Source organism: Paenibacillus sp. NPDC057967 (assembly GCF_042887015.1).
Classification (GTDB): Bacteria; Bacillota; Bacilli; order Paenibacillales; family Paenibacillaceae; genus Pristimantibacillus.
This window is the reverse complement of sequence record NZ_JBHVQB010000009.1, coordinates 269,981-284,586: the sequence shown is the minus strand read 5'-3', so window position 1 is coordinate 284,586 and position 14,606 is coordinate 269,981. Positions and strand designations below refer to the sequence as shown.

Sequence of the window (14,606 nt, the reverse complement as noted above, 5' to 3'; positions counted from 1 at the left end):
CACATTTAAGTCGATTCTACCGACTTGCTACCCACTCGACCGCCGCTCAGACACATTTAAGTCGATTCTACCGACTTGCTACCCACTCGACCGCCGCTCAGACACATTTAAGTCGATTCTACCGACTTGCTACCCACTCGACCGCCACTCAGGAACATGTATCTACTTAGCGATGATACGCACCACTATTCCGCTCCATCCGCCGATTCGGCACGTTTAGTTGTGTCACACAACACTATTCCCCGCCATACGCCAATTCTGTACGATTAGTTGTGCCACACAACACTATTTCGCTCCACCCGCCGCTTCTTCACACATGTAGATGTGCCACCACCACTATTCCCCGCTATCCACTAATCCCGAGCGGTCAGGCTCCCACTGATGCCCCACTCCACAGCAACTCGCGTCCCGACTTACGGAAATTGCCGCCACCATACGCCGGCGCATTCAGGCAGGGCCGTCAGACATTCCCGCCGCACGCGCTCAGCCAGCTCCTCCCCGAAGAAAAACGACGTCAACTCCACCGCTTGCTCCACGGATTCGAATTGGTAGTCCATACGCAGCCAGCGATGCTGAAAACCGCATTCCTCCTCAAGCGCCCGATAATAATCGAGCAGGAACTCTGGCGGCTGAGGCGTCTCGTACCCCGTTCCCATCGTTTCAAATATAATCGCCGTCCCTCCCGGGCGCAGCACTCTCTCGATCTCGCTCATGACCAGCCTCAGGTTCTCTCTCCACTCTGGCACACCAGTCGCGCATAAGTAACAGATGCTCCAGCCCGACACGACCAAGTCGATGCAATTGTCCTCCAGCGGCAAGCGCCGGTGATCAGCAACCGCCGTCCCCCAGTGCTTCATCCCAGATGCCCTCAGACGCTCCCCCGTCAGCTTCAGCATCGCAGCAGAGGCATCCGTAGCCAGTATCGACTTCACGCTTGGAGCAAGCGCCAAAGTCAGCCGTCCCGTGCCAGCCCCCATATCCAGCACATCCACTCCCGCAAGCGGCCTAATCTCATTCACAATTTCCATCAACTTGGGCTGCGAAGCAATCAACTGATCGTACCGCTCCGCTTCCCTGCTATAAATCTCATCATGATTCGGCATTGTTCAAACCATCCCCCTTGTTACGTGTTTCCCCTACTCTAAACGTTGCCGTTACGAGAAGGTCAAGCCGCTTCGCCAGGGTTATTTCCGATACCAGACATGCTATAATAGGCGGGAGACTAATTCGGAGGTACACTTGTGCGCAAAAAGCTTTTAATGGCGCTAAGCTACATAGCCGTCGCCATTGTTATTTATTTGTACGGGGAGGCAATCCTCTCCTGGTTCCAGCAGACAGAGAATCTGCTTCTGGTCGCCCTGATGGCTACCGTCATGGCGCTTTTCCCCATCATCCCCTATCCTGTCATCGGCGGAGTGATTGGCGCTGCACTTGGACCATCATTGGGCGCCGCCATCACATGGATCGGATCGGCTGCCGCTTCTATTCTGATGTTTCTGTTCGTTCGATACGCCTTTCAGGAATGGGGCGCACGTGCGCTTCACCGATACAAAAGCATCGACAAAGTAACCACGCTATTCGAGCGGAATGCGTTTCTCGCGATTCTGTTCGCCCGGCTGCTGCCTTTCATCCCATCCATCATCATCAATGTGTACGCAGCACTAAGCAGGGTCGGCTTTCTCTCCTATTCCATCGCTTCTTCCATCGGCAAAATCCCGGCCATGCTCCTCTTTGCTATGGTTGGCGACAATCTGATGAGCGACCCGAAGAGCAGCCTGACAACGGTAGCCGTATACGGCATTTTTCTCGTCATTTCCTTGGGCGCATATCGTCTATGGCAGAAGAAGCGGGCTGCACAAGAGCTTGCATGAGCCTAATGGCAGGTTAGATTTCAGAGCGGTCTCTATGGTAGAATAAGGTCGGTATTCGCCATACAAATAACAACGACATTTATTGTTCTAACGAACCTTATTAGGAGGAATCCCATTTATGCAACGTTTCAGGTTAAAAAGAAGCTTTGGCGCCGCGCTGCTGCTGTGCATCGTATTTGCGCTGATCATGTCAGGCTGCGGGGTCGATCAAGGAAAACCCGCCGACAAGGAGTCGGGCGCGGGCGGCTCAACGCCGACAGAGACAGCTACGCCGTCGCCATCTCCTTCCCCATCGCCTTCGCCTTCTGAGGAGCCGGCCACTGAGCTGGAGCTGCTTGGGCCGGAGAAGCATCCGGTCGTTACGATTGAGATGAGCAACGATGAGATTATCAAAGTCGAGCTGTACCCGGAAGTAGCGCCGAATACCGTCAACAACTTTATTTCGCTGATTGACAAAGGCTACTATGACGGAGTCATCTTCCACCGTGTTATTCCAGGCTTTATGATTCAAGGCGGCGACCCGCAGGGCAACGGCACCGGCGGTCCCGGCTATACGATTAAAGGCGAATTTACGTTTAACGGCTTTACCAACAATCTGACGCATACGAAAGGCGTCATCTCCATGGCACGGACGATGGTTCCAGACTCCGCCGGATCGCAGTTTTTCATCATGACGGAAGACTCTCCGCATCTGGACAATCAATATGCCGCATTCGGCAAAGTGATTGAAGGCATGGAGGCGGTGGACACGATCGTCAATCAGAAGCGAGATGCGGAGGACAAGCCGCTAGAGCCGCTATCGATGAAGAAAGTGACCGTCGACAAGAAGGACATGACCTTCGAGCAGCCTGAGACGATTCCTGTACCATCCTCCAATCCATAACGAACAAAAGCATGTGCGTCGACGCACATGCTTTTTTCATGTAACTATTCAGGCTGCTGCTTGCTCCGGTACTGCTGCAGCGTCTCGCATGCAGCGATCTGCTCTTTGTACATACACCTATCCGTGCTGCCACTTGTACAGCTGCGGCGTCTCGCCTGCAGCAATCTGCCTTTCTACATACACCTACCCTGACTGCATCTTATTCCGGTACTGCTGCGGCGTCTCGCCTGCATACTTCTTGAACGAATAGCTGAAATAGTGGGCATTCTCGTAGCCCAGCTGCTCGGCGATTTCATGTACCTTCATTTTCGTGTTTTTAAGCAGCTTTTTCGCTGCGCTCATCTTCGTTTCGATCATGTATTCGTTAATCGTCTCTCCGGTTTCCCGTTTGAATACGGCGCACAAATAGCTGGTCGACATATAGATTTCGTTTGCAATGTCAGCGAGCGAAATATTGTCCATGTAGTTCTGATTGACGTAGCTCTTAATTTGCTCTACCAGCGCATGGTGCTTTTTATTGTACTTGGCCCCGTAATAGTCAGCAATGCACAGGAGCATGGCGCTTACATGTTTCTTAATATCGGTAAGCGTCTCGTCGCGCATAATCGACTCCATGGAGGCCGAATAATTGGCCGTAACCTCCGCGGACTCCCCTTCGGTCTCGCATATTTCACGGTAAGCCGTAATAATCAGCTCCAGGAATAACCCCCGAATATAATCCTGTGAAAGCTGGGTTGCCTCCGCAAGCAACGCGCCATATTGCTCAATCGCTTGCTTGACCCGCGGCTTATTGCCCGTCTTGATCTCGTCCAGCAGCAGCTTTTGCAGCTCCCCAAGCTTGACGCTTCCTTTCATGTCGTTCAATTTGCCCATGGCGCTCGAATCGGCGATGTCGTTGATATGGATGATCGAACCGTTGCCCGTATAAAACTTGTAGCCGATTGCATTGCATGCGCGGCCATAGGATAAGCTTGTCGCTTCCATGCTGACGCAATGACCAACCCCGATCGAAATCGTAATCCCATCAAATTCGAGCAGCAGCTGCTCGATGCTCTCGAAAATTTGAGCCATTCTCAATTCTTGGCAATAGTCTCCGCTCAGGATGATGACAAATTCATTTTCCCGTGCGGTCGTAAAGCAGATGCCTGCCTGATAATTGTCTAACACCTGCTCGATTAAATTTTTGATCGAAAAGTTAAAAAAATGTACCCGTTCAATCCCTTTGTTTTTCACCTTCAAGTCATACTCGTCAATCTCCGCTACTGCCACTACGATATCTTGACCCGCTTGGAACGGCAGACGGAAGTAGTCGAGCCTCTCCTGCAGCTCTTCCTCGCTCCCGATCTGCTCCATAATAAGCTGATTCAAAAACTTGTCGCGCATCAGCGCCATGTTTTCTTCCAGCTGCTGCTCCAGACGCTTCAGGACCTGCTCTCGCTGAAACTCCATTTCGATCGCATCACGCACTTTTTTGAGCACGGCCACAACTTCCTTCAATTGAATCGGCTTTAAAATGTAACCGGCCGCCTGCACGTTCAGCGCGAGTCTGGCATAGTTGAAATCCTGTACGCCGCTAATCAGCACCGTCTTCGTACGCATACCGCTCTCCATCAGTTGATTGGCGACCTCAAGCCCATTGTAAAAGGGCATCTTGATATCCGTTACCAAAATATCCGGCTGCCGCTCCATGCAAAGCTCCAGCGCCTCTTGTCCGTTCTCGGCGAGGCCGACAACCTCCATCCCGAGTTCGCTCCAAGGAATCGTATCGCATAATATTTCTTTGACCAGGTAATCATCATCAGCCAAAATAACCGTTAGCATCGTTATCCCCCATGTTATAGCTGGCCGGAATCGTAATTTCGACGGTGATTCCGTCCGCCGGATTAGGCCTGTAACGAAGGCCATAGTCTTCGCCGAAAGCATGTTGAAGCCGCCGGTGCACATTGGTAATGGCAAAGGATTGCTGCTCAGTATCGTCGGAAGCAAGCAGATGATTAAGCATGTCCGCCTTCTCCTGTGTGCCGGTACCGTTGTCCGAGATGCAGACGATAACTTTATCCGCTTCTTGTTTCGCCGTGATAACGATTTCAAATTCGCCTGTTTTTTGATGGAAGCCATGAATAATCGAGTTTTCCACCAGCGGCTGAATGACAAGCTTCACCGTCTTCGTCTTCCTTAGCTCGCGCGGCACTTGAATGGAATAATGCAACTTGGGTCCAAGCCGCATCGACTGAATGTCGAGGTAGCTGCTCGTATGGTTCAGCTCCTCTTCAAGCGAAATGATATTCCGTCCTTTACTGAGCGAATAGCGGTAGAAGTTGGCCAAGGAGCCGATCATATCGCTGATAACGGGCGTTTTGTACTTGATCGCATACAAGTTGATCGAATCCAGCGTGTTATATAGAAAATGCGGGTTGATTTGCGCTTGAAGGGCTCGAAGCTGTGCATCTTTAGCTAGCAGCTCGGCTTTTTGTTTTTTTAAATCACTGACGTACAGCTTATCGATCAACTCTTTGATCTGGCCGATCATCCGTTTATATTGCTGAATCAAGTATCCGAATTCATCCTTCTTATGATAAGCGATGTCGATATCGAAATTCTGGCCTCGCACAGCACGCATAGATGTCACCAGCTTCGTAATCGGTCTGGATATATTGCGTGACAGCAGGAATGCGGCCAGCAACGCAGTGGTCATACAGATGATCAGGACCAACATGACCGTTCGGGTCAACTGAAGCTGGTCCGAGTTAATTTCGCTTAACCGCGTCATATTGATAATCTTCCAATCAATGTTGTCCAGCTGTTTGGAGGAAAGAATGACTTTATCGCCCTTCATGTCCACTCTTTTCAAGCCGGTTGCCGCAGGGTCGAGCGAATAAATGAACTGCTCCTCTTCACCCGAATACGAATCGCTGCTCATAATAATTTGATTTTGTTCGTTCAGAATGAAAATCCGGCTTCCGTTGGAGGGCTTGTAGTTGGAGAGCATGCCGTTCAGACTGGATTTTTCCAATTCAATCGTGAGCACAGCCGCATCATCGTACTTATCTGCGATTTGCAAGCTGAACAGCCGTCTTGCGATGATGACAGGCGCATCCCCCGGCTGTCCGTAGACGGACTGGTTATTATTGTCCATCTCCCTGTACCACGGTTCGTTCTCGATAGACTCGATGTCCTGCACTTTGGTAGAAATATCGTATTTGCGGTATTCCGGTCTGTCGATCATATGAATCGTCGGCACAATGGACGAGTTGGGCGATGCGTAGTAATTCGATAGATAATAGCTGTCGAGCGCGCGGTCGAGCTTGATGATCTGCAAGATGTTATCGGACATATTAGTCGTCGGACTTGCGCTGAGCACTTCTTGAATCATCGGATTGAGTGAAATGAGCGTAGTCATTTCATCAATAAAAGCCAGTCTCGTTTGAACGATCAGCCGAGCCGACTCGACGTTTTTCTCAATCAGGTCGTTCATTTTTTTCGTAATAATGCCGGTAGAGCTCATATACACGACGACGGTAATAATAATGGACGGAATTAGTATGGAGGCGAGAAAATACAGTACCAGCCTGTTGCGAATACTCATATGCACGGCGTCCGATTTGGCCCCTTTCGTCGTTGAATCATTCTAATTTCAGTATAGCAACGCTCATTCATGAACGACAAGGAGAAGGGGCAAACTGTGTAATATATCTAACTTTTTCCCTTAAGTTTTTGTATTTTAACCCCGGAGTATTCTTGTTATCATTGCACTTGAAAGCGCTTCAAACACGACATGAGGAGGCAACTAATGTGAACAGTAAGCGATTCCAGCGACGTTCAAGGGCAGGTCTTACGTTTTTGAGTCTTGTTATGCTGATGGGCATCCTGGCAGGCTGCAGCGGGAATGACAACTCGCCAAGCAACTCCGCCAATCCGGACGGTTCGGGCAATACGAAGATGGAGACAGTGCGCGTATGGACCAATGACGCCAGCTATAAGCCGGTTATGGAAGCGGCAATTGACGCTTATAACAAAGGGCAAGGATTGCAGGACGGCATTCACATCGATTACAAAGTGTTCGGCGGAGACTACAACGACGTGCTCAAGGTTGCGCTGGCGGCCAACCAGGCCCCTGAATTGTACAAATTCGTAGGCACCGTCAAAGAGCCGTTCATTAAATCGGGATGGATGCTGCCGATCGATGATTTGCCCGGCGGACCGGAATTTCTGGAGACGTACAAAGATATTCTGATCAACGGTTATACGACGATTAACGGCAAAACGTACAGCGTCCCTTACAAGGTGCTGACCACCAAATTTATTTACAACAAGGAATTGCTGAAGAAATCCGGCTTCGAGCAGCCGCCCCAGACTTGGGACGATGTCGTCGCCTATGCCAAAAAAATTACCGAAGACAATAAAGGCAACGCATATGGCTATGGCGTCCACTTAAAGGATTCGGCAGCATCGGGCAAATGGTACTTTGCTACGCAGTTCGCCAGCTCGATCGGCCATATGGGCTACAACTTCAACGAAGGCAAATTCGCCTTCTCCGATTTCAAGACTAACTTGGAGAAAATTCTGCAAATGAAAGCAGACGGAAGCATTTTCCCAGGCGGTGAAGGAATGGGCAACGACGAGCTAATCGCGCAGTTTGCGGCTGGACGGATAGCAATGCTCCCCGGCGTGAACTGGGATGTGACGTCCATCGATAAGTTCTGGAAAGAGATCGGCACCAGCTTTGAGCTTGGCGTTAGCGATACGCCGGTTCTCGACGCGGCCAATAAATATAAGAACTATGCGCAAATTGCCGATGTGCTGTCCGTAGGGCCAAGCGCAAGCAAAATGCCGGAGAAAGCCATGAAGGTCTATCAATTGTTCCATGACGACGAAATTTTGAAAGAGATTCAAAACAATGAACTGGAGTTCATCGCGCGCGAGGACATTCAAGCGCAAGCTCCTTCCTCCTTCAAGAAGGCGGGATATGCTGAATTCAGCGACACATCCAACTCTTACTTCACACTGACGCCGCCAGACGGAGGCATTACGGTCGAAGGCCAGCCTTATCAGAATACGCTGATTAATATTATTGCCAGCCCTCCGAACGCGGACATTGCAGCCGTTCTTGCGGATTTGGACAAACGCTACAACACCGCGCTTGAGAAGGCCGTCGCAGACGGTTTGGATATGTCCATCTATATCGATAAGAACTGGGATACGAAAGCGACAAAGTAAAGTAATCGCAGCAACGGCAAAGAGGATGAAGCCATCCTCTTTCGCTTGTTCACAGAAAGGAGGCATCCCAGACATGTCATTTTTCAAACGCAGAAAAGCCTCGACGAAGCATCAAAGCCTGTACCGGAAAGATGCCATTCAATCCTATATCATGCTTGCGCCCATGCTCATCGGGTTTGCGTTATTCACCATCTATCCGATGTTCTGGCTGATTCAATGGTCATGGTTCGATTATGACGGCATGAGCACGCCCAAATTTATCGGATTCGAAAACTACATTCGCGCCTTTACGCGGGATCCGCATTACTGGGCTTCACTAGAGAATACGTTTATTATCGTCATCGCCAAATTTATACTCGAAATTCCGTTAGCCCTTTTTCTGGCGATCGTTCTCAATGGCAACAAAAAAATCAATTCCTTTTTCCGGACGCTGTTCTTCTCTCCTACTATCGTCAGTACGGCTATTGTAGGCATCGTGTTTTTCCTGATGTTCGAGCCTTTCCTCGGCTCCGTCAACCAGTTGCTGAAGGCGTTCGGCATGATCGACACCAATGTCAATTGGTTCGGCAACAAATGGCTGGCCGATCTGGTCATCGTCATTGCCAGCGTGTGGAAGGGCTTCGGCATCAATATGATTTTCTTCATCATGGGACTGCAGAACATCCCTCAAGATATCTATGAATGCGCAGATATCGACGGCGTGGGCAAATGGAGCCGATTCACGAAGGTCACGCTGCCTATGCTGGCATCGACCGGGAAAGTTGTCATGATGCTCTTTATCGTCAACAGCATTAAAATGTCCGACCTCGTCCTCGTCTTGACGAACGGGCAGCCGGGCGGCTCTACCGAGGTCGTCATGTCGTACACGTTCAAGTACTTCTTCTCTTACGGCGCAGCCGATTCTATTAGCCAATACGGCTATTCCTCGGCACTTGCCGTTATAACGGCACTCATTCTTACCGTAATCGTAAGCTTGTATTTGAGACTGACCAGAAACATGGGAAATCATTACTAAGGGGGCCATCAGATGAAGAAGAGACAGCTGCTAGAAGCCATCCCGAAATATATCTTTCTTACCTTGCTCGCCGCCCTGGTCATCTTCCCTATCTTTTATATCTTGGTCAGTTCATTGAAGAATACGGCTAGCATTTTGGCTTCCAGCTCTTTTTTTCCAAAAACATTGTCTTGGGATAATTACGTCCGGGCATGGAATCTATCGAATTTCAAAGTGTATACGTGGAACAGCATCTATATGTGCGCCATTATCGTATTCGGCACAATCGTCACGTCCATTACATCCGGGTATGTGTTTTCACGCAGCAGGTTTATAGGGAAGAAGCCGCTGCTTGCGCTTATTACATTCTCGATGTTCATCTCGGCAGGCAGCCTGTTTCTATTTCCGCAGCTGAATATCGCCAAAGCACTGAATCTCAATAACTCCCTATGGGGCGTCATTATCATTTACATTTTTGGAATCAACGTGACCAATCTGTATTTGGCGAAGGGCTTTATCGACGGCATTCCGAAGGAGATCGACGAGGCGGCCCGGGTAGATGGATGCAGCTTCTTCCGGATCTTCTGGAGCATTATTTTCCCGCTTACGAAGCCGCTCATCGCTACCGTCGGACTGCTCGCATTCATGAACTCGTGGAATGACTATTTGCTCCCGATGGTGTTCACGCTTGGCAATCCGGATAAGCAGCCGCTCGTCGTCGGCATCGTATCGATGAAGAGCTCAGGCGAGTCCGTCACGTCCTGGGATCTCATGATGGCAGGTACCGTCATGGCGGTCATTCCAATGCTCGTCGTCTTCATTGCATTGAACAAATATTTCGTATCGGGGCTCACCAGCGGCGCCGTTAAAGGCTAACAGAAATATAAAATCCATTAAAGACAGGGGAACATGACAATGACAAAACAGCTAATAACAGGTGTGCTTCCGGCGCTTATTACGCCAATGGACAAGGACGGCAATGTGAAGACAGAATTGGCTCAGCCTCTAATCGATATGTATGTCAAACAACAAGCCGACGGCTTGTATATGCTCGGCTGGACGGGCGAAGGCGAGCATTTGAGCGTTGAGAAGAGAAAGCAATGGGCGGCAGCGGTGCTCGCTGCAGCGAGAGGTAAGCTTCCAGTATTCGTTCATGTAGGCTACAACCAGAACCTGGACGATTCCGTCCTGCTTGCCGCACATGCCGCCGAGCATGGCGCTTACGCAGTAGCTTCTGTCGGCATATCCGAAGAGGCATCGCTGGAGGATAATGTCGCGTATTTCAAACGTATTGCGGCTGCAGCTCCGAACGTTCCATTCTACATTTACTGGGTGGCGATGGGCAAAACATTAACAGCCGGCAAGGAGATTGACCCGCCGGTGCTGCTTGAAGCATTGTCAGAGGTTCCGACATTCCGCGGCATCAAGTTTACGGACAATAACTTCTACTATCTGGAGCGGTTCAAAAAGCACCGCCCTGACCTTAACATTCTGACCGGCGCGGATCAATTGGCCATCTGCTCGCAATACATGGGCTCCGACGGCAATATCGGAGCGCTGCAAGCCGTTACTTGCTATCATTTTAAGGTCATGATGCAGATGATTAATGAAGGTCGTTACGCCGAGGCACGGGAGCTGCAATATCGCGCCAACGACGTTGTTGAGGCGTATTGCCGCGCAGAAATCGGTTCGATGCCAGGCATCAAGCTGCTGATCGAGCAGATCTTCGGTATCCCGGCTGGCTACTGCTCGCCGACGGGACCGTTCGCCGGCATCTCGCACACCGCCGAAGGCAGCCATGCTGCATCTGAGCTGGTAGAACTGTTTAAAAAGAACATCTTGGTGAAGGAATAATCATCTCAGTGCGGCGTTACAACCGTATTAGGGGAGGCTGCCGGCTTATTGCCGACAGCCTTTTTTTGTGCTGAAGAGTAGACAACGTTCATTTCCGTGGTTCTCCCCCTCCCTTCTGCCGCAAAAAAATAGTCCAATAATACTATTAAATTATTCACCAAACACTACGATAAAACAGCATTAATTTACGAATAATCTAAAATAATCATATATTTTTAACCCTGTATCAGATCATTTTCCCCCATGTATAAAGCATCATTTACCATTAAATCACGCACATGCTATACTCTGACCCGAAGGCGGTATTCCATTCTCTACCATGCTTTCGACACTCAAACATTTTTTAGGAGGAATCGATCATGAACTTGCAGACCGCACCACGACGCTCGAACGCCGCGTCGACCTTACTCATGGCGCTAGGCGCTCTAGCCTTCGCCCTGCTCTTATCAATCATATTATCCGAGAGCGCTTCCGCGCATGGCTACATGGAAACCCCGGCCAGCCGCGCCCTGCTCTGCAAAGATAAGCAAAATACGAACTGCGGAGCCGTTCAATATGAACCGCAAAGCTTGGAAGCGATCGGCGGCTTCCCGCAGACAGGACCTGCTGACGGGCAAATTACCGGCGCTGGCATCTTCAAGGAGCTTTACGAGCAAACGAATACCCGCTGGAAAAAAGTCAATATGACAGGCGGCAAGCAGACGTTCACTTGGAAGCTGACTGCCGCTCATGTCTCCGACAACTGGAGATACTATATTACGAAAAAAGACTGGGACCCAAGCAAGCCGCTGACGCGCGCTGACCTTGAGCCGGAGCCTTTCTGCTACATCGATTACAAAGGCGCCAAGCCGCCATTCACCGTCTCCCATGAGTGCAACGTGCCGACAGACCGCAGCGGCTACCATCTCATTCTGGGCGTATGGGAAATCGCGGACACCGTGAACGCGTTCTACCAGGTTATTGATGTCAATCTGACCAACGACGGTTCCACGCCTCAGCCTCAGCCTGAGCCGCCTAGCGCCCCTGGCAAGCTGGAATCCGTCCTGCAAACGGCAAAATCGATTGTACTGAGCTGGCTGCCTTCCTCATCAGAATTGAAAATCCAGAAGTACGACATTTACCGTGACGGCGTGCTTTGCGGATCGACGGCGCACACGACGTTTACCGATGAAGGCTTGCAAGCGGACAAGGCCTACACATACACCGTACGGGCCATTGACGTGAACGGCAAGGCGTCCCCTCTCTCCACACCGCTAACCGTGCGTACGCTTAAGGAAGAGAATGGCGGCGGCAACGAAGGCGGGGGCAATAACGGCGGGGAAAACGGCAACAGCCAGCTTCCGCAATGGGATGCCAAAGCCGTCTATCTAAAGGGCAACAAGGTCCAGTACAAGGGACTGGAATATGAAGCGCAATATTGGACGCAGAACAATGCGCCGGATTCATCCGCTGCATGGAAGCTGCTTAGCAATGTTACCGTGGAGTGGAACAGCTCCAAGGCCTATCTGGGCGGAGACCGTGTCACGTATAACGGCGTAACCTACACTGCGCGCTGGTGGACGCTGGGCGACAAGCCCGATCAATCCGATGTATGGCAAAAAGCCTAGTCCAGCCTTTTTTTCAATTGTAATTGCCCCTCCCCTGCCCTATAATAGGATTAAATAAATCCTATCGGAAAGGTAGGTAATAATATGAAAGACATTCCTCTCGCCTACGTTCGCAGCAACCAGGCTGGCATCGTCGCGACCTTGCTAATCGCCATCATCCTCCAATTGCCGTGGCTGATTGTCGCGTTATGGATCGTCCAGCTGCTCGGCTTGCTGCTCGGACCTAAAGCTAATTTATTCATCGCAATTGCGCGGCCATTCGTATCGAAATACGCCGCATCCGGTACGACTGAAGCAGCAGAGCTGCAGCGCTTCAACAACTCGCTGGGTATTCTGTTTCTGACCTGCTCGCTGCTCAGCTTCCTGCTGGGCTGGAGCGTCGCCGGATATGTATTCGCTGGCATGATGGGTGCTGCGGCGCTCGCCGCTCTGCTCGGCTACTGCATCGGCTGCACCATCTATTTTCAATACAAACAGCTTCGCGCAAGAAGGCTGAGCCGCGGTTAATCCGCTGCCCAGCCTTCTTCATGTCTGCTATACGAGCGTTTCCTCATCCTCACGCATCGTCAGCATGCGCACCGCTTCAAAGTCCGGCTTCAGTACCAGATCCTGCAGGTACGCCGATACCATGCTGCCTGGAACTCTCGCTCTGTTCAATTGAGCAACAATATCTTGCCCTGTTCCGATGCCAATCCCGTGACCGAAGAACAGATTGTCATCGAGCTTGATGACATTCTCGCCCTGCCACTCCGGCGAACCGGGATCATGGTCGGGATTTTTGAAGTACATCACATCTCCTGCATACGTCTCGTTCAAGTTGTTGCTCGTTGTCAGGCGAAGATCCTTATCATATTGCCAGTCTCGCAGAAAGAGATTCTGAAAATGCCGGTTGAACGCAGCTTCTCCTATCGTCTCCAACACCGCTTTGTACAGCATAATAATGATGGCCCCGGCGCATTCAAAGGCGTACAATTGCCCTTGCTGGAATATATCGTTCACCCCAACGGAAGGCGGCACGCCCGGCCTCAGCAGGAAGCCTCCATCCGGCGTACGGATCCAGTACCTCGGGTTGGCGCGGGAGTTGCTGAAGGTCGCGAAGCTGACACCGCTCCGGTACATCGCCTTCGCCGCCTCCACGATATTCGTCCTCATCTTCAGTTCGAATAGCAAGGCCTCCTGAGACGGATACCAGTACATAACGGGACTAGCCTGTTTCTGCCGCAAAGTCTTATTCTCGAGCTCCGTCAGCATCCCCGGCGGGAACTGTACGGGGCTGCCGTCCGAGATTACGATCACGTCATTTCCCCCAAGCTGTTCGTATGATTAGGTTATTGTACGTGGGCAATCGTCGTTTGGTGAACCCTAAAAAACGGGGAACAAGTGCAATCCGGCAATTTATGCCGTTAACAATCCCGCTTCGATCAGTCCATTGCGTATGCCTTTCTCGTCCACATGCGTCGTCACGAAGTTGGCAAATGGCAGCAATTCCGGATGCGAATTGCCCATCGCCACGCCGAAGCCGACATACTCCAGCATCTCTTTATCATTCAGGCCGTCACCGAAAGCTGCAGCATGCTCTGCGGAATACCCAAGCTTGTCCAGAAGCGCTGCGATGCCTTGCGCCTTGGAGCCGCCGAGCGGCAGTACATCCATCGCCTGCGGATGCCAGCGGATAAGTGTAAATTCGGATTTCAGCGACTCGTACAGATGCTCCTCATGGCTCTCGCAATGCAGGAACACCTGAAATATACCATTCTCCCGCCAAAACTCCGGCTCAAAAGAAGGAAGATCGATCTTCAGCGACTGTATGGAATCCGTAATGAACGGGTGATTGTCGCGGTCGGAGCAGTAGCGGACCTCGCCCTCGAACACCAGGCCATGATCATGCTGCGCCGCAAGCGCAACAAGCGTCTCAAGCGACGGCTTCGTAATCTCCCGCTTGTAGAGTGTCTGTCCCTTGTACACCACATATGCTCCGTTCATGCATACGTATGAATCAATGCCCAGCTTCTCGGTTAACGGCTTGATGAAATACGGTGCCCGGCCCGTTGCGATAACAGGCTCGATCCCTTTCTCCTTCAGCTCGCTTATGGCCTTGATTGTATCAGCAGGAATTTCCTTCTCCTCGTTCACCAGCGTACCGTCAATATCAAAAAACACGATTTTGTAGCTCATGCTGC

General features: G+C 50.9%; 13 protein-coding genes. 8 read left to right on the top strand and 5 right to left on the bottom strand.

Features of this window, described 5'->3' with window-relative positions; translation table 11 throughout:
* Nucleotides 1–413: 413 nt before the first annotated feature.
* On the bottom strand, nucleotides 414–1,103 hold the full coding sequence (locus ACFVSO_RS23400; protein WP_387478224.1) for a class I SAM-dependent methyltransferase: 690 nt from the start codon (nucleotides 1,101–1,103) through the stop codon (nucleotides 414–416).
* Nucleotides 1,104–1,241: 138 nt separating this feature from the next.
* Between ACFVSO_RS23400 and ACFVSO_RS23395 the strand changes: the two genes are divergently transcribed.
* Nucleotides 1,242–1,871 (top strand): TVP38/TMEM64 family protein, encoded by a 630-nt coding sequence (locus ACFVSO_RS23395; RefSeq protein ID WP_387478221.1) that lies wholly within the window; start codon nucleotides 1,242–1,244, stop codon nucleotides 1,869–1,871.
* A gap of 118 nt (nucleotides 1,872–1,989) precedes the next feature.
* Nucleotides 1,990–2,754: a peptidylprolyl isomerase gene (locus tag ACFVSO_RS23390; RefSeq protein ID WP_387478218.1), complete on the top strand. Its 765-nt coding sequence runs from the start codon at nucleotides 1,990–1,992 to the stop codon at nucleotides 2,752–2,754.
* A gap of 183 nt (nucleotides 2,755–2,937) precedes the next feature.
* On the opposite strand, the gene ACFVSO_RS23385 is transcribed toward ACFVSO_RS23390, so the two are convergent.
* Together ACFVSO_RS23385 and ACFVSO_RS23380 are read right to left on the bottom strand one after the other, a co-directional pair.
* Nucleotides 2,938–4,575, bottom strand: a complete 1,638-nt coding sequence (locus ACFVSO_RS23385) for an AraC family transcriptional regulator (RefSeq protein WP_387478216.1) — start codon at nucleotides 4,573–4,575, stop codon at nucleotides 2,938–2,940.
* Nucleotides 4,553–6,340, bottom strand: a complete 1,788-nt coding sequence (locus tag ACFVSO_RS23380; RefSeq protein WP_387478214.1) for a sensor histidine kinase — start codon at nucleotides 6,338–6,340, stop codon at nucleotides 4,553–4,555. The genes ACFVSO_RS23385 and ACFVSO_RS23380 overlap by 23 nt, the downstream gene beginning before the upstream one ends.
* Before the next feature lie 206 nt (nucleotides 6,341–6,546).
* Here ACFVSO_RS23380 and ACFVSO_RS23375 point away from each other — a divergent pair, with 206 nt between their 5' ends.
* The 6 genes from ACFVSO_RS23375 (at nucleotide 6,547) to ACFVSO_RS23350 (ending at nucleotide 12,933) form a co-directional block, all read left to right on the top strand.
* The gene (locus ACFVSO_RS23375) at nucleotides 6,547–7,971 is read left to right on the top strand and encodes an ABC transporter substrate-binding protein (RefSeq protein ID WP_387478211.1); all 1,425 of its coding nucleotides are present in this window, start codon (nucleotides 6,547–6,549) and stop codon (nucleotides 7,969–7,971) included.
* A gap of 73 nt (nucleotides 7,972–8,044) precedes the next feature.
* Nucleotides 8,045–8,986, top strand: coding sequence for a carbohydrate ABC transporter permease (locus ACFVSO_RS23370; RefSeq protein WP_387478208.1), 942 nt, complete (start codon nucleotides 8,045–8,047; stop codon nucleotides 8,984–8,986).
* Nucleotides 8,987–8,998: 12 nt separating this feature from the next.
* Nucleotides 8,999–9,841: a carbohydrate ABC transporter permease gene (locus ACFVSO_RS23365; protein WP_387478205.1), complete on the top strand. Its 843-nt coding sequence runs from the start codon at nucleotides 8,999–9,001 to the stop codon at nucleotides 9,839–9,841.
* Between the two features lie 39 nt (nucleotides 9,842–9,880).
* Nucleotides 9,881–10,819 carry a dihydrodipicolinate synthase family protein gene (locus tag ACFVSO_RS23360; RefSeq protein WP_387478202.1) on the top strand — a complete coding sequence of 313 codons (939 nt, stop codon included), beginning with the start codon at nucleotides 9,881–9,883 and terminating at the stop codon, nucleotides 10,817–10,819.
* 359 nt (nucleotides 10,820–11,178) lie between these two features.
* On the top strand, nucleotides 11,179–12,426 hold the full coding sequence (locus tag ACFVSO_RS23355; protein ID WP_387478199.1) for a lytic polysaccharide monooxygenase: 1,248 nt from the start codon (nucleotides 11,179–11,181) through the stop codon (nucleotides 12,424–12,426).
* A gap of 84 nt (nucleotides 12,427–12,510) precedes the next feature.
* Nucleotides 12,511–12,933: a DUF4395 domain-containing protein gene (locus tag ACFVSO_RS23350; protein ID WP_387478196.1), complete on the top strand. Its 423-nt coding sequence runs from the start codon at nucleotides 12,511–12,513 to the stop codon at nucleotides 12,931–12,933.
* 27 nt (nucleotides 12,934–12,960) lie between these two features.
* On the opposite strand, the gene ACFVSO_RS23345 is transcribed toward ACFVSO_RS23350, so the two are convergent.
* Together ACFVSO_RS23345 and ACFVSO_RS23340 are read right to left on the bottom strand one after the other, a co-directional pair.
* Nucleotides 12,961–13,722: a protein-glutamine gamma-glutamyltransferase gene (locus ACFVSO_RS23345; RefSeq protein ID WP_387478194.1), complete on the bottom strand. Its 762-nt coding sequence runs from the start codon at nucleotides 13,720–13,722 to the stop codon at nucleotides 12,961–12,963.
* Nucleotides 13,723–13,821: 99 nt separating this feature from the next.
* Complete coding sequence (locus tag ACFVSO_RS23340; protein WP_387478191.1) at nucleotides 13,822–14,601, bottom strand: Cof-type HAD-IIB family hydrolase; 780 nt, start codon at nucleotides 14,599–14,601, stop codon at nucleotides 13,822–13,824.
* Nucleotides 14,602–14,606: the final 5 nt, after the last annotated feature.